This window comes from Streptomyces sp. G5(2025) (genome assembly GCF_049542075.1).
Classification (GTDB): Bacteria; Actinomycetota; Actinomycetes; order Streptomycetales; family Streptomycetaceae; genus Streptomyces.
In genome coordinates, this window is record NZ_JBMUZT010000006.1 from 2,772,222 (window position 1) to 2,795,268 (window position 23,047).

The window sequence follows — 23,047 nt, forward strand, 5'->3', positions numbered from 1 at the left end:
CCGGGCGCCGAACCGATCTGCCCGGCCGCCGACTCCGTCTGGCCGTCCGCCGAACCCGCCTGCTCACGCGCCAGGGCCGACTCCCCGGGCGTCGAGCCACTCTGCCCGCGCATGGACTCCGTCTGCCCGCACGTCGAACCCGTCTGTCCGTACGCCGACCCCGCCTGCCCGCGCATCGAGCCACTCTGCCCGTCCGCCGAACCCGCCTGCCCACGCGCCGAGCCCACCCCTACGCGCATCGAACCCATCCGTACACGTGTCGGCCTCGTCCATCCGCGCGCCGATCCCGTCCGCCGCCTGCCCCGTCTGTCCCACCTCCCCCGCACGGCTCCGGCCCCGGCCCTCACCGGAACAACCTTCGCCACGTCTCCGGCCCCGGGTAGCCGTCGGCCGCCGCGCCACGCCAGCCCTGGGCGCGCTGGAACGCCTCCACATTGCGTCGGTCGTGCTCGCTCCAGACCGGGCCCGGGCCCCGCGCGTAGTGCCTGCCGAAGCCCTTCCGTACCAGTTGCCTGCCGAGCCGTTCGATCGCCGCGTGCGACCGGCCGGGGCGGAAGACGCCCTTGCCGGGATAGGCGGGCGCACCCTGCGCGCCGGCGGCCGCGTCCGCCGCCGGGATGTCCCGTCCCTCCCCTTTCATCAGGTACGCCCACGTCGTCGGCCCCGGCAGCCCGTCCGCGTCCGCGCCCCGCCAGCCCTGCGCCAGCTGGAACGCCCGTGTCGCCCTGCGGTCCGCCTCGGTCCAGCGGGGCCCGGGGCCCGACCGGTAGAACCGTTGGCCGCCGCGGGCGACCAGGGCCTTGCCGAGCCGCGTCACGTACTTGTTGTTCGCCCCCGGGCCGAACGCCAACGCGCCGGGGTACCGCGTCGCCGTGGAGCCCGAGCCGCTCGCCTCGCCGCCCGCCGGGTCCTCCACGGCCTGCACGGCTTCCACGGCCCCCGGGTCCTCCGCGTTCCCCACACCCTTGAAGCGATAGGCCAGATAGCGGTCCGGATTCGACCAGTAGGCATAAGGCGTGGCCCGTTTGCGGGCGTGCGGACGGGCCTGTTCGTACGCCACGTAAAACGTCTGGGTACTGTCCGTCCACCCGCCGAAAACCGTCACGTGAGAACCGTGGGTGGGGTTCGCCGGATTGTGGAAGAGGAGGATGTCGCCGGGCCGCAGCTGCTCTTTGGAAATACGGACCCCGTACTTGTCGAGGCTGCCCGTCCATTCGTTGCCGCTCAGGTTCCAGGCCATCGAGACAAAGCCCGAGCAGTCCTGGCGGTAGCCGTCGGACCAGTACTCGCTCATGCTGTACGGCACCCGCGCGGTGACCCACGTCCGGGCCCGCGCCAGGATCTCCGTACGGGTGATCGCCCGGTAGGTCGAGTCCGCCGGGGTGCCCGAGCCGCCGTGCAACGGGCTGGCGCTGCCCTGCGGCGTGTCCGGTCCGTCCTTGGCCGGCCGGGCATCGGGGCTGGTCGGGCGGGTGCCGGTGTCCGCGAAGGCCACGGCGGGCAGCATCTGGCCGCCGAGCACCGTACCGGCCGCCGCCACGAGGACCAGGGCGCGGCGCGCGCCGTGCGCCGCCGGGTGCCCCCCGAGGCGCGGCGGCAGCGCGTGCGGCGTCGAGCGCCGCCAATGGATACAGCCGGGGCAGTCGCAGTCGCTCTCGGGAGAGAATTCCACGAATACCGGAGCGTCCTCCATGCGATTTCCCTCACACTCCTGAAAAGAATGTCCGCGAATCTGCACGTCCGTCAGTTTCTCAACTGTCCCGCGATGCCGCATGTTGACGGTCCGAATGATGTATTGACCCCGTCCGCCGCCCCCGGGGGTGCCCTCGCCGCGCACCCGGCGACGCGGGGGCTGTCGGGAGCACCCCGGCGCATCCGGTAGAGTTCTCCAGGTCAGCAGGCGCCGCTAGCTCAGTTGGTTAGAGCAGCTGACTCTTAATCAGCGGGTCCGGGGTTCGAGTCCCTGGCGGCGCACAGACAGCGAAGGCCCTCCGTTCACACGGGGGGCCTTCGTCGTGCCCGCGGCGTACACCTCGACGTGCTCGCGCGGGGGCCTCCCGCCGCACCCCTACCGCTACGGTTGCGCCATGGCGCGCGACATCCAGGAGCGGATCAAGAAGCTCATCATCGATTCCCGGCTGCCCTCCGGGGCCCCGCTCCCCACCGAGCCCGAGCTGATGGCGCGCCTGGGAGTCAGCAGGAACTCCGTACGGGAGGCCCTCAAGGCACTCCAGGCCATGGGGATCGTGGAGATCCGGCACGGTTTCGGGACGTATGTCGGTCCGATGTCGGTCGCGCCGATGATCGAGGGCCTCACGTTCCGCACGGTCGCGGGCCACTACCGCGGCGAGGACAGCCTGCTCCAGCTCCTGGAGCTGCGCGAGGCCGTGGAGACCGGGCTGATCGCGCGCCTCGCGGGCCGGGTCCCGGAGGCCGACCTCGCCGAACTCGACGCCTTGGTGAACCGCATGGACGCCGAGGCCGCCTCCCCTCAGGGCGCCGTGCGCGCCGAGACCGACCGCGCCTTTCACGCCGCGCTCTACCGCGGTCTTGGCAACCTGCTCCTCGGCGAGGTCCTGGAGGCGTTCTGGGACGCCTTTCACAAGGTCCGCACAGATCTGGTGGACGTACCGCAGGATCCCAAGATCACCTGCCGTCAGCACCGCGAGATCCTGGAGGCGGTGCGCTCGGGGACGCCCTCCGGGCCGAGCGCGCCATACGGGAACACTTCGGCCACATTCGAACACGTTTGGGCTCACCTGCACCAAGAGACACCTCAAATAGCTCGTTTGACCGGTAAACGCCTTGTTTCGCTCTTGCGATCATGCTGAAGGGCGTAGAAACCTGTTCGGGAGCCGATGGCTCTCATGAGGCGGATGGCACGGGGCAGTTGGGGGCTCGCGCGTCCGCGGCGGGGCAGGGATGGGGGCCCCGTTCATGAAGCGATGCCGAGGGGGGCATCAATGCGACCGGAGGCGTGCCGGTCCCTGCCTGAGGGACGGTGGCCTGCCACTGACACGTCCGTGAGGGTCGTGGGGGACCCGGCGGGCGGATGGAACCGAGAACACGCGGGCGACCGCGTGCGGGGGGATGACCATGACGTCGACGCCGACGGGGGCGCGGCAGAACGACCCGTCAGAAACGACCCAGCTGCGAGTGCCACCGCACAGGACGGGTGGCTTCCGCCGCATCAAGAAGACACTGCCGCGGTACGACTACGAGCACTACAGCCGGCTCGCCGGGCCACTGACCCAGCCCGACCCGGACAGGCCCTACCGCGTGAGGTACCGCTCGCTGCTCTCGCAGGAGCCGCACAAAGTACGGGCCGCGCTGATGCTGGGCGCGGCCCCGCTGCTCTCGCTCGTCCTGCTCGGCTGGCTGCTCCAGCCGGAGCACTGGACGAAGCGGGAGTACGTCGCGAACGACTGGCTGCCCGCCCTCGACGTCGTCATGCTCGTGTCGATCGGCTTGATCGAGTTCTTCCGCTGCATGAACGTCCTCTCCAACGCGCACGCGACGCTCGTCGCCCGCGACCCGGTCCCGGTGGTGCCCGAGACCGGCACCAGAGTCGCCTTCCTCACCTCGTTCGTGCCCGGCAAGGAGCCGATCGAGATGGTGACGAAGACGCTGGAGGCCGCGGTCAGGATCCGTCACCGCGGCCTGCTGCACGTCTGGCTCCTCGACGAGGGTGACGACCCGGAGGTCAAGGACGTCTGCCTGCGGCTCGGCGTGCGCCACTTCTCCCGCAAAGGCGTGCCGCGGTGGAACACGGCCAAGGGCCCGCACCGCGCCAGGACCAAGCACGGCAACTACAACGCCTGGCTGGACGCGCACGGCGACGACTACGACTACTTCGCCTCCGTGGACACCGACCACGTCCCGATGCCGAACTACCTGGAGCGGATGCTCGGCTTCTTCCGCGACGAGAACGTCGGCTTCGTGATCGGCCCGCAGGTCTACGGCAACTACGACAACTTCGTCACCAAGGCCGCCGAGTCGCAGCAGTTCCTCTTCCACGCGCTGATCCAGCGGGCGGGAAACGCCTACGGGGCGCCGATGTTCGTCGGTACCAGCAATGCCGTACGCATCAAGGCGCTGAAGCAGATCGGCGGCCTGTACGACTCGATCACCGAGGACATGGCGACGGGCTTCGAGATCCACCGGGCGACGAATCCGCGGACCGGCAGGAAGTGGAAGTCGGTCTACACGCCCGACGTGCTCGCGGTCGGCGAGGGCCCCAACGCCTGGACCGACTTCTTCACCCAGCAACTGCGCTGGTCGCGGGGGACGTACGAGACGATCCTCAAGCAGTTCTGGAAGGCGCCGTTCTCGCTGCCGCCCGGCCGTCTCTTCAACTACACGATGATGGTCATCTTCTACCCGATGTCCGCCATGAACTGGATTCTCGCGGCGCTGAGCTGCGCGCTGTTCCTGGGGCTCGGCGCGTCCGGCGTGAACATCGACCCGACCATCTGGCTGATGCTGTACGGCAACGCCTCGGCGCTCCAGATCGGCCTCTACATCTGGAACCGCAGGCACAACGTCTCCCCGCACGAGCCCGAGGGCTCCGGCGGTGTGGCGGGCATGGTGATGTCGGCGCTCTCCGCCCCCATCTACGCGCGCTCCCTCCTCGACGCGGTCCTGCGCCGCAAGAGCAAGTTCGTGGTGACGCCCAAGGGCGACTCGGCGAGCCCGGACACGCTGTTCGGGACCTTCCGGATCCACCTGTTCTTCATCGTGGTCTTCGGCGCCTCGATGGCCGCCTCCTTCGTGTACGGCCACTCCCACCCGGCGATGCTCATCTGGGCCTCGTTCGCCCTGCTGATCACGGCGGCGCCGGTCTTCGCGTGGCGCTGGGGCATGCGCGAGGAGAGGAAGAGGTCCGCGGCGACGGCGCCTCAGGGTGGGGGTACTTCGGGGCCGCCGTCCGGCGCGGGTCCCCTCCTGCCGCAGCCGCGCGAGGTCATGGCCCCGATCTCTGCGGCCCACGCGGCCCCGCAGGGCCGGCGGCCCGCCCCGCACGCGCCCCGGCCGAAGCCCAGCTGGGCCTCCTCCGAGCAGACGATGCAGATTTCCCGTAAGGAGCTCGGGGGACTTGGGGGACGTAAGAAATGAAGGACCCTTCCCGTCACCGCCGCGCCCGCCGCATCGCGATAGGCGCGGCGGTCGTCCTCGCGCTGGCGGGGATGAACGGCCCGTGGCTGTGGCGCGTGGGCTCCGAGAAGTACCACGACTACAAGATCAACCAGCCGGAGTACAAGGCCGACAACGGCCACTGGGACATCGTGGAGTTCCCCGAGGAGTACCGGCAGAACACCATCCACGCGGCCCTCCTGCACACGGGCAAGGTCCTGCTGGTCGCCGGTTCCGGCAACGACCAGGGCAACTTCGACAAGAAGAAGTTCGACACCCGGCTGTGGGACCCGGTCAAGCGGACCATCAAGAAGATCCCGACGCCCACCGACCTGTTCTGCACGGGCCACACCCAGCTGGGCAACGGCAATCTGCTGATCGCTGGCGGCACGCAGCGCTACGAGAAGCTGAAGGGCGACGTCACCAAGGCCGGCGGCCTGATGATCGTCCACAACGAGGACCCGGACGAGCCGAAGACGATTCCCGCCGGCACGAAGTTCACCGGCAAGAAGAACGGCAAGACGTTCGTCTCCCAGGACAACGTCCTCGTGGAGAAGGCGAAGAAGGTCTTCGACAAGCGGACCGGGAGGTTCCTGCGCACGGAGGCGGGTCTGAGCCGGGTCTACGTCGAGGCGGCCAAGAGCGGCGCCGAGTACGAGACGGGCACCCAGGACAACTACCGCGTCCAGGGCATGAAGGGCTCCGACAAGCGCAACGTCTACGGCATGGCGCAGAAGCTCGCCCTGGACAAGAAGGACTTCCAGGGGATCAAGGACGCCTTCGAGTTCGACCCGGTCGCCGAGCGGTACGTCAAGGTCGACCCGATGAACGAGGCGCGCTGGTACCCCACGCTGACCACGCTCACCGACGGCAGAATCCTGTCCACGTCGGGCCTGGACGAGATCGGCCAGCTGGTGCCGGGCAAGAACGAGGTGTACGACCCGAAGACCAAGAAGTGGACGTACACCAAGGGCGTCCGGCAGTTCCCGACCTACCCGGCGATCTTCCAGATGACCGACGGCAGGCTCTTCTACTCCGGCTCCAACGCGGGGTACGGCCCCGACGACGTCGGCCGCAAGCCCGGCATCTGGGACCTGAAGACCAACAAGTGGCAGGGCATCCCGGGCCTGAGCGACCAGAAGCTCCTGGAGACCTCCGGCACGGTCGAACTGCCGCCGGCCCAGGACCAGAAGTACATGGTGGTCGGCGGCGGCGGTGTCGGCGAGTCCAAGAGGTCCAGCGAGAAGACCCGCGTCGTCGACCTGAAGGCGGTCGATCCGCGCTTCGTCGACGGGCCCTCCCTGGAGAAGGGCACGCGCTACCCGCAGATCTCGACGCTGCCGGACGACACCGTGCTGATCTCCGGCGGCTCCGAGGACTACCGCGGGCGCGGTGACTCCAACATCCGCCAGGCGCGGATCTACGACGCGCGGACCGGCGACATGCGGAGGGTCGCCGACCCACTGGTCGGCCGCAACTACCACTCCGGGTCGATTCTGCTGCCGGACGGGCGCGTGATGTTCTTCGGCTCGGACTCGCTCTTCGCCGACAAGGCCAACACCAAGCCGGGCGTCTTCGAGCAGCGCATCGAGATCTACACGCCGCCGTACCTCTACCAGGGCTCGCGGCCGAGCCTCGGCAAGGGGCCGAAGACGATCGGGCGCGGGGAGTCGGGGACGTTTCCGACGCGGCACGCGTCGTCGATCAAGACGGCGCGGCTCATCCGGCCCAGCGCGTCGACGCACGTCACGGATATCGACCAGACGTCGATCGCGCTGGACCTGAAGAAGTCGAAGGGCGAGGTGAGGGTGACGGTCCCGAAGAATCGGAGTTTGGTGGAATCGGGCTGGTACATGCTGTTCGTGTCGGATGAGCAGGGGGTTCCCAGCGAGGCGCGATGGGTTCGCGTGCCGTGAGTATCGCCCCCGTAAGGGGCGACCCCTACGAGGCGTTCCTCACCAGGCCCAGCGCGTACTCCGGCCACCACTCCCCCGCCTTGGGTCCGCCCCGGCACGTCCCGTCGGACTCCCCCGGCCGCTTGATCCACAGGTACGCGTCGACGAGCGGGTCGTCCGTCTTCGTCGTGGGCGTCTCGCCGAGCGCCCGCCCCGGCGGGTTGCACCACGGGTCCTTGCCCTTGTCGTAAGGCCCTTTGCCATTGCGCCCCGTGTCGATGACGAACGGCTTGCCGCCGATCTTCGCCGAGAGCCTCTTGCCGAACTCCGTACTGGCCTCGGTGGTCTGGAAGTTGGAGACGTTGACCGAGAAGCCGTCGGCCTGCTCGACGCCGGACCGCTTCAGGGGCTCCCAGAGCGAGTCGGGGTTCTGCCAGCCCGCGTTGCCCGCGTCCAGGTACACCTTCGTGTTCTTCAAGGACTTGAGCTTCTCGATGGCGCCCCTGAGGAGGTCGTAGCGCTCCTCGTGGAACTGCTCGGGCGTGCAGTTGTCGACCATGTGCAGCACCGCGTCCGGCTCCAGGATCACCGTGGCACGCCGGTCGCCGATGCCCCGGGCGACCTGGTCGACGAACGCGCGGTAGGCGTCGCCGTCGGCCGCGCCGCCGCCCGAGTACTGGCCGCAGTCGCGGTGCGGGATGTTGTAGAGGACCAACAGGGCGTCCCGGTCGGCCTTCTCCGCGGCCTCCGTGAAGCCGCGCGCCTGGTCCTGCGCGTTCTCCGGGACGAGCCACTCGGCGACCGGCTGCCGGGCGATCTTCCGGGTCAGTTCGGCGTCGTCCTTCGCGCCGTCCTTCTCGTACGCGGCGACCTGCTTGGCGGCGGTCCCCTCCGGGTTGACCCAGTACGGGTCCTGGCTCTTGGGCTGCTGTTTCGGGGGCGGTCCCGACGTGTTCTCCTCCGGGTCGCCACCGGAGGAGAAGCACGCGGAAAGGAGGAGCGCGGCCCCCGCGAGCGCCACCCCGGTCCGCACCCCCCTGGCCGCGAAACGACGTCCGCGGCCGGTGTCATTTCGGTACATCCACTCCCCCTTGGGCGCACTGTCCGTATCTCAATCCTGACACAGGGTCCCCCGGCCCACGAGGTGCTCACGGCTGCCTCTAGGCCGCCGCGCGCATTCGCCCTAGAGTCTGTGGCACGGCCCAACCGCCTGGCCCTGTGGGCCATTTACGGAACCGGGACGGCCTGCCCGTGAACCTCCCGCGCCGGCGCCGGGTTCCTCCCGCGGCTCGTGCGCGCGCGGTCGAGGACCGGCCCGGTCGGCGGCTCCCGGGGGAGCGGGCCGCCGATCGGGCAGGTGAGCCCGGCGGTCAGCAGGACCGCCCAGGACCTGGGGGGTGTTGACAGAGACGCGACGCGCTGGGACTCTCCGTGACGACAAGTCCATACATCGAGGCGACGGTTTGACAGGAACCCGGTGCGAATCCGGGGCGGTCCCGCCACTGTGACCACGTACGCACGCTCGTACGCGGAAGTCAGGAACTGAACCGTCGTCCTCCTGCCATGGGGCGTGGAAACCCCAGAAGGAGGCCCACCGGTATGTCCCTGCACTCCGCAGCTCCGCACACCGACACCACGGCGAGCCAGGCCGCCGTGACGCAGACCCGCGACTGGCTGATCGCCTCGGCCGCCGCGGTCATCGCGCTCATCGCGCTCTACGCCGTGTTCATGGACAACGGCTCGCTGATCTCGGCGACCGGCGACTACCTCCACGAGTTCGCGCACGACGGCCGGCACCTCTTCGGTGCCCCGTGCCACTGACCGGGCGGACGGACACCAGCACCATGCCCTCAGCACCCTCGTCCCCCGTACTCCCCCTGCTCGTCCGCGGCCTGGCCGCGGGCGGAGCGGCGGGTCTCACCGCCGGCCTCTTCTCGCTGCTGCTCGCCGAGCCGTTGATGGACCGCGCGATCCGCGCCGAGGAGAAACGCGCGGCCGCCCAGGAACACGGGCACGGCGCCGCGCAGGCCGTCCAGCACCACGAAGAGCTGTTCAGCCGCTCCACCCAGCACGGCGGCCTGGTCGTCACCGCCCTCGTCGCGGGCCTGGCCCTCGGCGTGCTGTTCGCCGTCGCGTACGCCGCGGTGCACCGGCGTGATCCGCGCGCGCTGCCGTGGCCACGCGCGCTGGCCTTCTCCGCCGCCGCCTTCCTCGCGGTCTCCCTCCTGCCCGGGCTGCGCTATCCGGCGAACCCGCCGGGCGTCGGCGACGCGGGCACCGTCGGCGACCGCCAGGCGCTGTGGCTCGCCTCGGTCGCCATCGGCGTGCTCGGCATGTTCCTGGTGCGCCAGGTGTACGTGCGCCTCGCCGCGCACCCCGAACCGGTGCGGCACATCGCGACGGCCCTCACCGCGGTCGCCGTCCTCGCGGTGCTGTTCCTGCTGCCGGGCAACCCCGACCCGGTGCCGGTCGACGCGTCGTTGCTGTGGGACTTCCGCATGCTGTCGCTCGCCTCGCACGCCTTGCTGTGGGCGGTGTTCGCGGCGGTCTTCGGCGGCCTCGGCGTGCGCGCGGCGAAAGGCGCCGCCGCGGCTCCCGCTCCGGCCCCGCCGCTGACCGGCCGGCAGGCCGCCTAGCGGGCTCCTCGGCAGGTGCGGGTGACCCGGGAGCGCGCCCCTGCCGAAGGTGCGCGCCGCACGTGATCAGGCGCGCCCCGGCGGCGGGCGGCGCCACCGCTCGCCACCCGGCGCCGCCCGCGACATGCCCGCGGCACGGCCGTCGGACCACCGAGCCGCCACAGCCCTCGGACTCCCCTGACCACCGGTCTAACGCCGCACCCCGGTCAGGTACGCCGAAACGATCACGTTCGCCGTATAGGCGCGGGCGGCCCTGTCGAAGGTGCCGCCGCAGGTGATGAGGCGCAGTTCGGCGCGGCCCTCCTCGTGGGGGCCGTAGGCCTTTCGTGCGTCGAAGCGGTCGCTGGTGACGACCTGGACGTCGTCGATCGTGAACTCGGCGACGGTGCCGTCGTCGCGGGTCACGTCGATCCTCTCGCCGGGGCGCGCCGCGCTGAGGTCGTAGAAGACGGCGGGGTCGGTCTCGGTGTCGACGTGGCCGACGAAGAGCGCCGCGCCGGGGGCGCCGGGGCGGGTCCCGCCGCCGTACCAGCCGACGGTGTCCCCTTGGGCGAACGGCGGCGGGTCGATCGCGCCCCGGGCATCGAGGCCGCGGGCGGTCACCGGGGCGCCGACCTTCAGGGAGGGCACCTCGACGCGCTGCGGCCGGGCGGGCGCCAACGGTGTGTGGGCGGGCGGCAGTTCGACGGCGTGGGGGCGGCCGACCGCCGCCACGTCGCCGGTCGCGGGCCCGGACAGGCCGCCGGGCAGGTTCGCGACCCCGCTGCCCCACAGCGCGAGCCCCACCAGGAGGACCGCCCAGGCGACGCCGGTCAGCAGGCGTCCGGACCCGGGCGGGCGTTCGCCGCCGGACACGCTCACGCCCCGCCCGTCACTCGGAGCGGCGCCGGCGGACGCTGCGGAACGCCACGGCGACCGCCGCGACCCCGGCGAGGATCAGGCCGATCACGGCGTGCCGGGTACCGGGGCCCGCCTCGTCGGCCCCGTCGGGCTCCGCGGACACCGCCGAGGTCAGGTGGGCGGTGCCGCCGCCACCGGCGCGCACCGGCGCGGTCGGCTCGGTGTTCCGCTGGGCCACCCGGACGGTGCCGACGCCCTGGTGGGGGTGGCCGTCGCAGATGACGGTGAGTTCGTAGGACCCGGTGACGCCCTTGCGGATCCTGGCGGTGCCGTGGAGATCGTCGCCGCCCCGCCCGGCGAGGCGCGCCTCCCCCTCGAAGGCCCCCGATCCCGCCGATCCGGTGGCGCCCTCGCAGCCGGTCACTCTCACCTCCACGGAGGCGCCGGCCGCGGCGTCGGCGGGGGTGACGGTGGCGTCCACGGAACCGTTCTCGTGGGCCGCGGCCCCACCGCCGGGCAGGGCGACCATGACAAGGACGGCCACGCCGGCCACGCCGGCCGCACGAGGAGCGAGGGAACATATACGCATCGTGAACCTCCTGTCCTACGAGGTTCACGCCGTGCCCCGCCCCCCGCATCCCGGCAGCGGTCAAACGGGGGCCGTGCGGCGGTCTAGACCCGCTCGACCAGGTCGGCGATGGAGTCCACGACGGTGGACGGCCGGAAGGGGTACGTGTCGATGTCGCGCCGCGACGTCAGCCCGGTCAGCACCAGGAACGTCTCCATGCCCGCCTCAAGCCCGGCGAGGACGTCGGTGTCCATGCGGTCGCCGATCATCGCGCTGGTCTCCGAGTGGGCCCCGATGGCGTTCAGCCCGGTCCGCATCATCAGGGGGTTCGGCTTGCCCGCGAAGTACGGGTTCTTGCCGGTCGCCTTGGTGATCAGCGCGGCCACGGCGCCCGTGGCGGGCAGCGGGCCCTCGGTGGAGGGGCCCGTCTCGTCGGGGTTGGTGCAGATGAAGCGGGCTCCGCCGTTGATGAGGCGGACGGCCTTCGTCATGGCCTCGAAGGAGTACGTGCGGGTCTCGCCGAGCACCACGTAATCCGGGTCGTGGTCGGTCAGGACGTACCCGATGTCGTGCAGGGCCGTGGTCAGGCCCGCCTCGCCGATGACGTAGGCCGTGCCGCCGGGGCGCTGGTCGTCCAGGAACTTGGCGGTGGCCAGCGCGGAGGTCCAGATGTTCTCGACGGGCACTTCGAGGCCCATGCGGGTGAGCCGGGCCTGGAGGTCGCGCGCGGTGTAGATGGAGTTGTTGGTCAGCACCAGGAAGGGCTTGCCGGAATCGCGCAGCTTCTTGATGAACGTGTCGGCGCCCGGGATCGGGACGCCCTCGTGAATGAGCACGCCGTCCATGTCGGTGAGCCACGATTCGATGGGCTTGCGCTCTGCCATGAGGTGCACTCCTGCGGTGTACGGGTTGGCTGGGGCGCCGGGACAGCGCTGTGCCGACGCCCCCACCCTACGATCAGCTGCCGGTCGCCGACTTCCAGTCCTCCACGTAGCTCCGGAGGTTCTCCGAAATGTCCGTCCAGTCCGGCTCGAAGATCTCGACGCCGTTCATGATCTTGTCGAGCGCGACCGCGTTCGCGTCGGTGGCCTTGACGTCCTTGCGGGCCGCGAAGCCGCCGCCGACCTCGCTGACCTGCCGCTGCGCCTCCTGGCTGAGCAGGTGGTCCAGGAGCTTCTTCGCGTTGGCGCTGTGCGGGGCCTTGTCGACGAGGCCGGCCGCGTAGGGCAGGGCGAAGGTGGTCCGCTTGCCGCCTTCCCTGGCGGGGAACCAGATGCGGAGGTTCGGCATGTCCTTGGACTGGGCGTAGTTCATCTGGACGTCGCCGTTGGCGGCGAGCAGTTCGCCCTTGTCGACCTTGGGCGCCAGCTTGCCGGTGGAGGCGGAGGGGCCGACGTTGTTGGTCTGGAGCCTCTTCAGGTACGCCATCGCGGGCTTGCGGCCGCCGAAGTCGTGCATGGCCTTGATGAGCACGGCGGTGCCGTCGCCGGCGACGCCGGGCGTGGAGTACTGCACCTTGCCCTTGTACGCGCTGCCGGTGAGGTCCTCCCACGTCTTGGGGGCCTTGCCGCCGGGCAGTTCCTTCTTGTTGTGGATGAAGCCGAAGTAGTTGTTGACGATGGACGTCCACTTGCCGTCGGCGGCCTTGTCGGCGCCGTCGACCTCTTCGGAGCCCTTGGGTTCGTACGCCTTCAACAGCCCTTTTTTGTCGGCCTGTTGGATGAAGGGCGGGAGGGTGATGAGGACGTCGGCCTGCGTGTTGGACTTCTCGCGGACGGCGCGCTGCACCATCTCGCCGGAGCCGCCCTCGACGTAGTCGACCTTGATGCCGGTCTTCTTCTCGAAGTCCTTGAAGACCTTGTCGTACCAGCCGTCGCCCTTCTCGCCCTTCAGGCCGTCGGCACTGTAGACGGTGACGACGTTTTCGTCGGACGCGGCGGAGCCGCCGCACGCGGTGAGGGAACCGGCGAGGAGGAGGCCGCCGGTGACGGCGGCGGCCGTGCGGAAGCGGCGGGCTCGGGTGGGGCGGGACATGACGTTTCGTACTCCTTGAAGGGGTTCTCAGCGGTAGGAGGCGCGGGTGCGGATGCGGGAGACGGCGAGGAGGACGAGCAGCGTCGCGGCCATCAGGACCACCGCGAGGGCGGCGCCGGTGAAGGCCGCGCCGCGGTCGGTCGCCGCGTGGATCCGCACGGGCAGCGGCGTCCAGTCGGGCGGGTAGAGCATCACGGTGGCGCTCAACTCGCCCATGGAGAGCGCGAAGCAGAGCCCGGCGGCCGCGGTCAGGGAGGGCAGCAGCAGGGGCAGCTTCACCCTCCACAGGACGTACGAGGGGCGGGCGCCGAGCGAGGCGGCGGCCTGTTCGTACGCGGGGTCGAGCCGGGCGACGGCGGCGGAGACGGACTGGTGGGCGAAGGCCGTGACGAGGACGGCGTGCGCGAGGATCACGATCCAGCGCGTGCCGTTGAGGAGCATCGGTGGTTCGCTGAACGCGACGAGGACCGCGAGGCCGACCACGACGGACGGCACGGCGACGGGCAGCATGAAGAGCGCGTCGAGTGCCTTCCCGAAGAGCCGGGACAGCCTGGGGTTCTTCCCGCCGCCCTGCTTCAGCGAGGCGGCGGCGAGCGCGGCCCAGGTCCCGGTGGCGAGCGCGAGCAGACTGGCGGTGACGGCGGTGACCAGGCTGGTGGTGAGGGCCTGGAGCGAGTCGCCGCGGGTGGCCGCCGCGTAGTGTCCGGCGGTGAAGCCGGAGGGGAAGGCACCCGACCAGTGCGCGGAGAAGGACGCCGCGAGGATCACGAGCAGCGGCAGCGCGAAGAGGGGCAGGAAGAGGACGAGGAACAGGGCCCGGAGCGCCCACCTGCCTGTGCGGCTATGCACCAGCACGACGGCTCACCACCCGGTAGAGGCCGTAGAGGCCCACGGAGATCGCGATGTTGACGACGGCGACGACGCAGGCCGCCGGGTAGTCGGCTTCGAGCATGGCCTTGCCGTAGACGAGCGTCGGCAGGGTCGTGACGTCCTTGGCGCCCGTGAAGAGGACGATGCCGAACTCGTTCAGGCACATGACGAGGACGAGGCTGCCGCCGGCGGCGAGCGCGGGCAGCGCCTCGGGCAGAATCACGCGCCGGATGACGCGTGCGGGCCGGGCGCCGAGACTCGACGCCACCTCGATCCGCGCCGTGTCGATCTGCGAGAACGCGGCGAGCAGCGGGCGCATCACGAAGGGCGTGAAGTACGTGATCTCCGCGAGGAGTACGCCCCAGGGGGTCGTCAGGAACTGGAAGGGCCCCTCGGCGGCGCCGGTCGCGTCCGTCCACAGCCCGTTGGCCATGCCCTTGGTGCCGTAGACGAACAGCAGGGCGAGGGTGATCAGGAAGGACGGGAAGGAGAGGAAGACGTCGATGAACTTCGCCACGGCTCTGCCTCCCGGGAACGGCACGAAGGCGATGACCAGCGCGAGCGCGAACCCGAGCACGAGACACCCCGCGGTCGCTCCGAGCGCCAGCCACACGGTGGTGCCGAGCGCCTCGCGGAAGGCCTCGGAGGCGAAGACGTCCGCGTACGGCTGGAGTGAGGTCCCGCCGCTGTCCGGCCGCACGGACTGCCGGCCGACGAGGGCGAGGGGGTAGAGGAAGGCGAGCGCGAGGAGGGTGACGGGGGGCAGGGCCCACACCCACCCTGGGATGCGGCCGGACGGCTTCGTCCCGCGCGGCGGCACGCTGAGCGTCGTACTAGCCATCGCTCACCTCCGCGGACAGCAGCACCGCGTCCTCCGGCGCGAAGTGCACGGTGACCTGGTCCCCGATGCCGGGTGGCGTCCGCAGCTCCCGGACATCCGCCTTCACCCGCATCCCGCCACCGCCACCGCCACCGCCACCGTCCACCTCGACGTACAGCCGGTGCGTGGCGCCCCGCCACTGGACCTCGGCCACCCGGCCGGTGAGGGCGTTGGGCCCGTCCCCGAGTCCGACGAGATGCGGCCGTACGCACAGCGTGGCGCCGGCCCCGGAAGCGGCGTGACCGGTGTCGACTTTCAGCGCGGAGCTCCCGAAGGACACCACCCCCGCACCGCCCACCGTCACCGCGAGGAGATTCGCGTTGCCGACGAAGGACGCCGTGAACTCCGTGCGCGGCGCCCGGTAGAGCTGCTGCGGCGTCCCGCAGTCCTGGAGCCGTGCCCGGTCCATGACGGCGATCCGGTCCGCGAGGGTCAGCGCCTCCACTTGGTCATGGGTGACGTACAGAATCGACACGTCGGGCAACTCCCGGTGCAGACGCGCCAGCTCGGCCAGCATGCCGGACCGCAGCTGCGCGTCGAGCGCGGAGAGCGGCTCGTCGAGGAGCAGGACGCCCGGCCGGACGGCCAGCGCCCGCGCGATGGCGACGCGCTGCTGCTGGCCGCCGGACAGCTCGCGCGGGAACCGCTTGGCGTACGCGGCCATCCCGGTCATCTCCAGGGCCTCGGCGACCCGGCAGGCGATCCCGGACTTCGCGGCCTTGCGTGCCTTCAGGCCGAAGGCGACGTTGTCCTCGACCCGCATGTGCGGGAACAGGGCGTACTGCTGGACGACCATGCCGATCCCGCGCCGGTGCGGCGGCAGCACGGTGACGTCGCGGTCACCGATGAAGACCCGCCCCGACGCGGGCCGCACGAAGCCCGCGACGGCCCGCAGCGCGGTGGTCTTGCCGGAACCGGAGGGTCCGAGCAGCGCCATGACCTCGCCGGGCTCGACGGTCAAATCGAGCGCGTCAAGGACGGTGGTCCTGCCGTAGGCGACGCTGACCCGGTCGAAACGGATGCCGCTGCTCATGTCCGCGCCCCGGCGAGCAGCGCGAGCAGCCCCGGCAGGTCGGCGACCGAGGCGAGGACGTGCGTGGCGCCGTGTTCCGTCAGCTCCGCCTCGCCGTGGGCGCCGGTCAGCACGCCCGCGACGACACCGGCCCCGGCCCGCACCCCGCTCCTCATGTCGTACGCGGTGTCGCCGACGACGGCGACCTCCTGGACGCCCGCCACGGCCCCGGTGCGCAGGAAGGCGCTGAGCACCATGTCCGGGTAGGGCCGCCCGCGGCCGCCCGCGTCGGCGGGGCACAGCGTCAGCTCGACCAGGCCGCGCCAGCCGAGGACGTCCAGGATGGCGTCCTGGGTGACGCGGGCGAAGCCGGTGGTCAACACCACCGTTCTGCCGTCCGACTTCAGCTCCTCGATGGCCTCGCGGGCGCCCGGGACCGGCGCGATCCGGCCGCCGTCGACCAGTTCCCCGTACGCCTCCTCGAAGGCGACGTTGGCCCGCTGGGCGAGTGTCTCCTCGCCGAAGAGGTGCCGGAAGACGGAGATCTTGGACTCGCCCATCGTGGCGCGTACGTACGCCAGCTTCTCGGCGTGGTCGGCCGAGCCGGGCTCGACGCCGAGTCCCGCCGCGGCGGCGGAGAAGGCCTGTTCGACGAGGCCGCCGTCGGCGACGGTGGTCCCGGCCATGTCGAGGACGACGAGACCGATGCGGTGCTCCGGGAACTCCATTTTCCTCACCATCCCAGTTCGTTCGCGGTCGTCTCGGCGATCGCCGGCGAGCAGGTCATGCCGCGCCCGCCGGGTCCGGTGACCAGCCACACGCCGTCGCGCACCTGCTGGCGGTGCACGACCCGGCCGGTGTCGACGCACTGCGCGTACACCCCCGCCCAGCGCCGCCTGATCTTCGGCAGCGGGCGGCCGAGGAAGCCCTCGACGACCTCGGTGAGGTGGTCGTAGGGGTCCTCGACGGTGTCGAAGGCGAAGGGGTGTTCGTACTCGTGGGTGTCGCCGATGGTCAGGCCGCCGTCCGCGCGCTGCACCATGAGCAGCTGCATCTTGTGCGCGGTGGCGGTCGGGGTCTGCGCCTGCCCGGCGTTGAGCGCGTCGAGGGCGTCGGAGCGGTACGCCGGGTAGTAGCGGAAGCTGTCGGCGTCGGCGACGGACGTGGTGAGTGGTTCGCCGAGCGGCGCGGTCTGCATCATCTGGAGGCGGACACGGCGGACGGGCAGCTCGGGCCCGGCCAGTTCGCGCACGAGGCCGCCGAGCCAGGCGCCGGTGGCGAGGACGACGACGTCACCGGAGTGCACGTCGCCGTGGTCGTCGCGCACCGCGCGCTCGCCGACGACGTCGCGGACCTCGCGGCCGGGCAGGAAGGTGTAGCGCGGGGAGGCCAACAGGACCTCGCGGAGCCGCAGTTGGGCGGTGCGTGGCTCCACGGCGGCGTCCCGCTCGCACCACAGGGCGGCGCGGAAGTCACCGCGCAGGGCCGGGTTGAGGGCGCGGGCCTCCTCTTCCCCGAGGAGCTCGTAGCCGCGGGCGGCGGCGTCGGGGCGGGTGAGCGCGGCCTCGGCGACGGCGCGCTCGCGTTCGTTGCGTACGAGGGTGAGGGAGCCGTTGGCGCGGAAGCCGAGCCCCGGCACGCGGGCACCGATCTCCTCCCACGACTCCCGGGCGCGCAGGGCGGTGTCGAGCTCCTCGCCGCCCGCGCGGCCGCTCACCCATATCTGTCCGAAGTTGCGCAGGGAGGCCCCGCGGGCCTCGCTCTCGCGCTCGATCTGTACGACCTCGTGGCCGCGTTCCACTGCGTGCCAGGCATGCATGGTGCCCACCACGCCGGCTCCTACGACGATGACTCTCACGGCGGCAACGCTCCTGCGGGCGGGTGGCCCGCGCGGGGCCGAACGGCGACGGGACGGTGAACGGCCTCCCAAGCTTGGACCAGACCCGTTACCTCGACGTGACCTTTCCGGCTGGAGGTGCGGCGAAGGAGTTCTTCAGCCCCGCGCCAGGTGCGTGGTGAACGAGAACCGGTCGCCCCGGTAGAGCGTGCGCACCCGCTCCAGCGGCCGGCCGTCGGTGTCCCGTGACAGGCGGTGGATCAGCAGCATGGGCAGGGCGGGCGGCGTCCCGATGAGCAGGGCCTCGCGCGGGGTGGCGAGGACCGTCTCGATGCGCTCGTCGGCGTCCCCGAAGGCGATGCCGAGCCGGTCGCGCAGGTAGGCGTAGAAGGAGGAGTCCGGCTCGAAGTCCCGGTCGAGGCGCGGCACGCGGGCCACGGACACGTAGGTGCTCTCCAGGCCGATCCGTTCGTCGTCGGCGAGCAGGACGCGCTCCATGTGCCAGACGGGCTCGCCCGCCTCGGCGTCGGTCTCGGCGGCGAGCGCGGCCGGGCACGGGAAGCGGTCGAGGGAGATGAGGTGACGGCCGGGCGTGCGCCCCTGCCTGCGTACGCCTTCGGTGTAACTCGCCAGGGACAGCGGTTGCTCCAGCTTGGGGCCCGCGACGACGGTGCCGCGTCCCTGCCTGCGCAGCCGCCCCTCCAGGAGGAGTTCGCGCAGCGCCTGGCGCACGGTCTCGCGCGCCACCTCGTACCGCTCGGCCAGATCCCGCTCGGTGGGCAGGGCCTGCCCGTCCACCAACTCGTCGGTGAGCGCGGCGATGCGGGCCTTCACGGCGTAGTACTTCGGGATGCGCCCGTGCTCGGGGATGCCCGAGCGGATGGGGGCGCCGGGTGCCTGGTCGAGCAGGTGGGCGGGCGGCTGGGCGGGGTTCGGGTTGTCCACCCGGGGATGTTCGCAGACGTACGTGAATGGTGTGCGGGCGTGCGGGTGTACGGGCCTGGCGGGCGCGGCTCAGCGGCCGGTCGCGCGGAGGCGGCGGTAACGGGCGATCAGGGCGGCGCCGCCGAGGAGGAAGGCGCCGGCGGCGGCCCCGAGGCCGAGCAGGGTGGCGGGACCGGTCTGCGCGAGCTGCTCGATCGGTTCGGGCCGCGCGGTGGGGGACTCCCGGGAGCCATCGGGGATCCGGGAGCTGTCCGGGGCGTCGGCCGTGACGGCGAACCCGTAGTCGTTGGAGTCGCCGACCCAGTCGCCGTCGTCCGCCCTGCGCTGCACCAGCGCGGCCGACGCCACGACGCGGTTCGGCCGGGCGTCGGAGGTGAAGGCGAGGCGGACCCTGACGGTGACGGTCCGGGCGGGGCCGACGGTGAAACCGGGGAAGCCGTCGTCGAGCACGCCGATGTTCTCGTCCTGGTCGGTCTTCTCGAACGGCACGGCCCGCCAGCGCGTCCCGTCGTGGAACTCCAGCCGGATCTGCTCCGGCAGCAGCGGCTGCCGCTGGCCGACGAGGACCAGGATCGGGTGAACGCCGGCGCAGATCTCGTCCGTGGCGTTGGTGAGGTCGATCGCCCACTCCTGCCGGGGCCCGCCGGGCCGGTAGGCGGCGGGCCCCTCGTGGATCCGGGTGTCGAGGGGGAAGTCGACGCGGTCCGCCGGGGCGCAGCTGGGCGGAGGCACGGCGGCGCGACGTTGCTGCCGCACCTGAGGGGCGGCGCCGGACCCCTCCGCGACAGCGGACGCGAGGGCGGTGGCAGCCTGCGGGACGGCCCCCGGCTCCTCCGCGACAGCGGGCGTGGCGGCCACGGCGGGCGCGAGGGCGGTGGCGGGCTGAGGGGCGGTGGCGTGCGGGGCGGCGGCCTGTGGGGCGGCGGTGGGCTCCTCCGCAGCGGTGGGCGTGGCGGCCACGGAGGACGCGAGGGCGGTGGCGAAGGCGGTGGCGAGGGTCGTGGCGACTGTGGTGGCGACGCCGAAGGGGGCAGAACTGCGGAATCGCATGACGGACCTTTGCCGGGGTGTGGTTCGTACGCCGGGGAAGGGGCGGGCCGGTGACGGGGCGGCTTGGGTGCCCCTGAGGGTGGCTGCGGGGGGGCGGACGGGGTGCGGGGGCGGCAGTGGATGGTGACCGGGCTCACCGGCCATGCCCGCGACCCTGCCACGCGGCCACGACCGCCCCGCGGCGCCACCCCCCGGTAGGCCCGATCGGCCGTCCCAGAACCCCACGATCAGTCGAGATCCGGCCCGGGGGGATTGGGCGGGGACGAAGGCACGGCGGGATGGGGCGGGGCGGCGTGAAGGGCCGGAGGTCCCGCGTGAACGGCCGCACGGACCGGCGTGGCAAGCCGGAGGCCCGGCGTGATTGGCCGCAGCGACCGGCGCGGTCGGCCGCAGGGCCGGCGTGCATGGACGGAGGCTCGGCGTCACCGGCCGCAGGCCCAGCGCGCATAACCGCAGACCCGCCGTCACCGGCCGCACGCCCACCGCGCATAACCGCAGACCCACCGCCACCGGCCGCACGCCCACCGCGCATCACCGCAAACCCACCGCCACCGGCCGCACGCCCACCGCGCATCACCGCAAACCCACCGCCACCGGCCGCACGCCCAGAGCGCACGACCGCAAACCCTTCCGCCACCGGCCGCACGCCCACCGCGCACGACCGCAAACCCACCGCCACCGGCCGCACGCCCAGAGCGCATCACCGCAAACCCTTCCGCCACCGGCCGCACGCCCACCGCGCACGACCGCAAACCCACCGTCACCGGCCGCACGCCCAGAGCGCATCACCGCAAACCCTTCCGCCACCGGCCGCACGCCCACCGCGCACGACCGCAAACCCACCGTCACCGGGCCGCACGCCCAGCGCGCACGACCGCAGACCCACCGTCACCGGCCGCACGCCCAGAGCGCATGGCCGCAAGCCCGGGCCCGCTAGGCCGCAAGCCCGGTCCCGCTAGACCGGAGGCGTCGCGTTCGCGCGGCCGAACAGAGGGGCCAGGATCAGCTGGGCGGCGCCCTCCGCGACTCCGCGCGCTCCGCCGGGGGCAAGGGCGACCGGCACCTCCGCTCCCCCGCCGCCACGCCGGACGCGCTCGGCGACGACCGCGCCCACGCCGCGTACGAACAGCTCCGGCGCGGCGAACACCGTCCGCCCGCCGAGCAGGACGCGGTCGATGTCGAGCAGACCCACGAGGTTGCCCGCGGCGGTGCCGAGGACCCGCGCGGCCTCGTCGAGTTCGCCGCGGGCCACGGCCGCGAGGCACAGCACCTCGACGCAGCCGCGGTCCCCGCACTCGCAGAGCGGCCCGTCCAGCCGCAGCACCTGGTGGCCGAACTCGCCCGCTCCGGTGCGGGCACCGCGGTGCAGGGCACCGCCGAGCACGAGCCCCGCGCCGAGCCCGGTGCCCAGATGCAGATACGCGAAGGAACCGGAGGCGTCATCGCCCGCCAGGGCCAGGCCGAGGGCGGCGGCGTTGGTGTCCTTGTCCACGACGACGGGCAGCCCGAGCCGCGCCGCCAACGCGTCCCGCAGCGGAAACCCGTCCCACTCGGGAAACCCGGTCACGCGCCGCAACACGCCCACCACGTGGTCCAGCGGCCCCGGCAACGCGACGCCCACACCACCGGGCCCCGACACCGCACCCGCCTCCCCGTCCGCCAGCAGCCCCCGCACCTCCCCCGCCGCCGCCTCCACGACCGCCTCCGCGCCCGCGCCGAAGTCGAGCGGGGCGCGGCGCTCGGCGACCACCGTGCCCGTCAGGTCGACGAGGACCGCCCGCAGCTCGTCGCGGTCCAGGTGGAGGCCGACCGCGTGGCCCGCCTCGGGCACCAGGCGCAGGACCGTGCGGGGCTTGCCGCCCGTCGAGGCGCGGCGCCCGGCCTCCGCCGCCAGCCCCTCGGCCCGCAGCCGGGCGGTGATCTTGCTGACGGCCTGCGGGGTGAGCCCGGTGCGCTCCGCGAGTTCCAGGCGGCTGATGCCCGCCCGGCCCGCGGCGCGCAGCAGATCGAGCACCAGCGCGGCGTTGTGGCCACGCAGCGCCGACAGGTTCACTCCGGAGTTCACCCTGTTCACGTAGGACTTCACCAGGCCATTGTCCCGCCCGCTTGCACTTTGGCAACACCGTTGCTTAAGTGGATCGCATGACTGCGACTGGCACCGGCACTGGCACCGGCACTACCGGCACTCCCCTCCGCGTCGGCCTCATCGGCTACGGCCTCGCGGGCTCCGTCTTCCACGCCCCGCTGATCGCCGCCACCGAGGGCCTCGCCCTCGACACGGTCGTCACGTCCAACCCCGAGCGGCAGGCACAGGCCCGCGCCGAGTTCGGCGACGGCTTGCGCTGCGCGGCCTCGGCCGACGAGCTGTGGGACCGTGCGGACGAGCTGGACCTGATCGTCGTCGCGTCGCCGAACAAGACGCACGTGCCGCTCGCCACCGCCGCCCTCAAGGCGGGCCTGCCGGTCGTCGTCGACAAACCGATCGCGGGCACGGCGGCCGAGGCACGCGACCTGGCCGCCCTCGCCGACGAGCGCGGGCTGCTCCTGTCCGTCTTCCAGAACCGCCGCTGGGACAACGACTTCCGTACGCTGCGGCAGCTCCTCGCGGACGGCGAGCTGGGCGACGTATGGCGCTTCGAGTCCCGTTTCGAGCGGTGGCGGCCGCAGCCCAAGGGCGGCTGGCGCGAGTCCGGGGACCCGCAGGAGGTCGGAGGTCTCCTCTACGACCTCGGCAGCCACGTCGTCGACCAGGCCCTGGCCCTCTTCGGCCCCGCCTCGCGCGTCTACGCCGAGTCGGACGTGCGCCGCCCGGGCGCGCAGGCCGACGACGACACGTTCATCGCGATCACCCACACGAACGGCGTCCGCTCGCACCTGTACGTGAGCGCCACCACCGCCCAGCTCGGCCCGCGCTTCCGCGTCCTCGGCTCGAAGGCCGGGTACGTGAAGTACGGCCTCGACCCGCAGGAGGCGGCCCTGCGCGAGGGCAGGCGCCCCGCCACGCAGGACCCCTGGGGCGTGGAGCCCGAGACGATGTGGGGCCGGATCGGCTCCGGGGAGTCCCCGCTGACCGGCGGCGGCCGCCCCGTGCGGACGCTGCCCGGCGACTATCCCGCGTACTACGCGGCGATCACCGCCGCCCTGCGCGGCACCGGCGGGAATCCCGTCACCGCGCTCCAGGCCGCCGCGGCCCTGGACGTCCTGGAGGCGGCCCGCCGCTCGGCCCGCGACGGTGTGACGGTGACGCTGTGACCGCCGCACGCAAGACCGCCGCCCCGACCACCACCGCGCCTGCCACCGCCGCCCCGACCACCACCGCACAGAGCACCACCGCACAGAAGACCGCC

Annotated in this window: 19 protein-coding genes, 1 tRNA gene, 1 pseudogene and 1 riboswitch; of the genes and pseudogenes, 7 read left to right on the forward strand and 14 right to left on the reverse strand. The window is 72.2% G+C overall.

Features of this window, described 5'->3' with window-relative positions; genetic code table 11:
• Nucleotides 1–343 precede the first annotated feature (343 nt).
• Nucleotides 344–1,693, reverse strand: coding sequence for a peptidoglycan-binding protein (locus ACOBQB_RS23310; protein ID WP_423594080.1), 1,350 nt, complete (start codon nucleotides 1,691–1,693; stop codon nucleotides 344–346).
• A 207-nt stretch (nucleotides 1,694–1,900) separates the two neighbouring features.
• Here ACOBQB_RS23310 and ACOBQB_RS23315 point away from each other — a divergent pair.
• From ACOBQB_RS23315 to ACOBQB_RS23330, 4 genes and pseudogenes are all read left to right on the forward strand, one after another.
• Nucleotides 1,901–1,974: transfer RNA gene (locus ACOBQB_RS23315), tRNA-Lys, on the forward strand.
• A gap of 113 nt (nucleotides 1,975–2,087) precedes the next feature.
• Nucleotides 2,088–2,800 (forward strand): annotated as a pseudogene (locus ACOBQB_RS23320) (FadR/GntR family transcriptional regulator).
• 296 nt (nucleotides 2,801–3,096) lie between these two features.
• Nucleotides 3,097–5,115 (forward strand): glycosyltransferase family 2 protein, encoded by a 2,019-nt coding sequence (locus ACOBQB_RS23325; protein WP_423594081.1) that lies wholly within the window; start codon nucleotides 3,097–3,099, stop codon nucleotides 5,113–5,115.
• Nucleotides 5,112–7,049 (forward strand): galactose oxidase-like domain-containing protein, encoded by a 1,938-nt coding sequence (locus ACOBQB_RS23330; protein WP_423594082.1) that lies wholly within the window; start codon nucleotides 5,112–5,114, stop codon nucleotides 7,047–7,049. Before ACOBQB_RS23325 ends, ACOBQB_RS23330 begins: the two co-directional genes overlap by 4 nt.
• A gap of 25 nt (nucleotides 7,050–7,074) precedes the next feature.
• Here ACOBQB_RS23330 and ACOBQB_RS23335 read toward each other — a convergent pair whose 3' ends face one another.
• Nucleotides 7,075–8,109, reverse strand: a complete 1,035-nt coding sequence (locus tag ACOBQB_RS23335) for a glycoside hydrolase family 6 protein (RefSeq protein WP_423594083.1) — start codon at nucleotides 8,107–8,109, stop codon at nucleotides 7,075–7,077.
• Nucleotides 8,110–8,471: 362 nt separating this feature from the next.
• A riboswitch (cobalamin riboswitch) is annotated at nucleotides 8,472–8,593 on the forward strand.
• A 34-nt stretch (nucleotides 8,594–8,627) separates the two neighbouring features.
• On the opposite strand from ACOBQB_RS23335, the gene ACOBQB_RS23340 reads away from it, so the two are divergent.
• Nucleotides 8,628–8,849 (forward strand): CbtB domain-containing protein, encoded by a 222-nt coding sequence (locus ACOBQB_RS23340; protein WP_223774808.1) that lies wholly within the window; start codon nucleotides 8,628–8,630, stop codon nucleotides 8,847–8,849.
• A gap of 23 nt (nucleotides 8,850–8,872) precedes the next feature.
• Nucleotides 8,873–9,664 (forward strand): CbtA family protein, encoded by a 792-nt coding sequence (locus tag ACOBQB_RS23345; protein WP_423594084.1) that lies wholly within the window; start codon nucleotides 8,873–8,875, stop codon nucleotides 9,662–9,664.
• Nucleotides 9,665–9,853: 189 nt separating this feature from the next.
• Here the strand turns inward: ACOBQB_RS23345 and ACOBQB_RS23350 are convergent, their stop codons facing one another.
• From ACOBQB_RS23350 to ACOBQB_RS23405, 12 genes are all read right to left on the reverse strand, one after another.
• Nucleotides 9,854–10,519 (reverse strand): class F sortase, encoded by a 666-nt coding sequence (locus ACOBQB_RS23350; RefSeq protein WP_423598696.1) that lies wholly within the window; start codon nucleotides 10,517–10,519, stop codon nucleotides 9,854–9,856.
• Nucleotides 10,520–10,535: 16 nt separating this feature from the next.
• The gene (locus tag ACOBQB_RS23355) at nucleotides 10,536–11,093 is read right to left on the reverse strand and encodes a hypothetical protein (protein WP_423594085.1); all 558 of its coding nucleotides are present in this window, start codon (nucleotides 11,091–11,093) and stop codon (nucleotides 10,536–10,538) included.
• Between the two features lie 83 nt (nucleotides 11,094–11,176).
• Entirely contained in the window at nucleotides 11,177–11,956 is a 780-nt protein-coding gene (locus tag ACOBQB_RS23360) for an HAD-IIA family hydrolase (protein WP_423594086.1), read from the reverse strand.
• Nucleotides 11,957–12,029: 73 nt separating this feature from the next.
• On the reverse strand, nucleotides 12,030–13,106 hold the full coding sequence (locus tag ACOBQB_RS23365; protein WP_423594087.1) for a 2-aminoethylphosphonate ABC transporter substrate-binding protein: 1,077 nt from the start codon (nucleotides 13,104–13,106) through the stop codon (nucleotides 12,030–12,032).
• A 27-nt stretch (nucleotides 13,107–13,133) separates the two neighbouring features.
• Nucleotides 13,134–13,961, reverse strand: coding sequence for an ABC transporter permease (locus ACOBQB_RS23370; RefSeq protein WP_423594088.1), 828 nt, complete (start codon nucleotides 13,959–13,961; stop codon nucleotides 13,134–13,136).
• Complete coding sequence (locus tag ACOBQB_RS23375) at nucleotides 13,948–14,817, reverse strand: 2-aminoethylphosphonate ABC transporter permease subunit (protein ID WP_423594089.1); 870 nt, start codon at nucleotides 14,815–14,817, stop codon at nucleotides 13,948–13,950. Before ACOBQB_RS23375 ends, ACOBQB_RS23370 begins: the two co-directional genes overlap by 14 nt.
• Nucleotides 14,810–15,889 carry an ABC transporter ATP-binding protein gene (locus tag ACOBQB_RS23380; protein WP_423594090.1) on the reverse strand — a complete coding sequence of 360 codons (1,080 nt, stop codon included), beginning with the start codon at nucleotides 15,887–15,889 and terminating at the stop codon, nucleotides 14,810–14,812. The genes ACOBQB_RS23375 and ACOBQB_RS23380 overlap by 8 nt, the downstream gene beginning before the upstream one ends.
• Nucleotides 15,886–16,596, reverse strand: coding sequence for a phosphonatase-like hydrolase (locus ACOBQB_RS23385; protein ID WP_423594091.1), 711 nt, complete (start codon nucleotides 16,594–16,596; stop codon nucleotides 15,886–15,888). The genes ACOBQB_RS23380 and ACOBQB_RS23385 overlap by 4 nt, the downstream gene beginning before the upstream one ends.
• Before the next feature lie 5 nt (nucleotides 16,597–16,601).
• On the reverse strand, nucleotides 16,602–17,726 hold the full coding sequence (locus ACOBQB_RS23390; RefSeq protein WP_423594092.1) for a TIGR03364 family FAD-dependent oxidoreductase: 1,125 nt from the start codon (nucleotides 17,724–17,726) through the stop codon (nucleotides 16,602–16,604).
• A 135-nt stretch (nucleotides 17,727–17,861) separates the two neighbouring features.
• Nucleotides 17,862–18,650, reverse strand: coding sequence for a GntR family transcriptional regulator (locus ACOBQB_RS23395; RefSeq protein WP_423594093.1), 789 nt, complete (start codon nucleotides 18,648–18,650; stop codon nucleotides 17,862–17,864).
• A 69-nt stretch (nucleotides 18,651–18,719) separates the two neighbouring features.
• Complete coding sequence (locus ACOBQB_RS23400) at nucleotides 18,720–19,700, reverse strand: hypothetical protein (protein WP_423594094.1); 981 nt, start codon at nucleotides 19,698–19,700, stop codon at nucleotides 18,720–18,722.
• A 955-nt stretch (nucleotides 19,701–20,655) separates the two neighbouring features.
• The gene (locus ACOBQB_RS23405; protein WP_423594095.1) at nucleotides 20,656–21,786 is read right to left on the reverse strand and encodes an ROK family transcriptional regulator; all 1,131 of its coding nucleotides are present in this window, start codon (nucleotides 21,784–21,786) and stop codon (nucleotides 20,656–20,658) included.
• Between the two features lie 56 nt (nucleotides 21,787–21,842).
• Between ACOBQB_RS23405 and ACOBQB_RS23410 the strand changes: the two genes are divergently transcribed.
• Nucleotides 21,843–22,952: a Gfo/Idh/MocA family protein gene (locus ACOBQB_RS23410; RefSeq protein ID WP_423594096.1), complete on the forward strand. Its 1,110-nt coding sequence runs from the start codon at nucleotides 21,843–21,845 to the stop codon at nucleotides 22,950–22,952.
• Nucleotides 22,953–23,047: the final 95 nt, after the last annotated feature.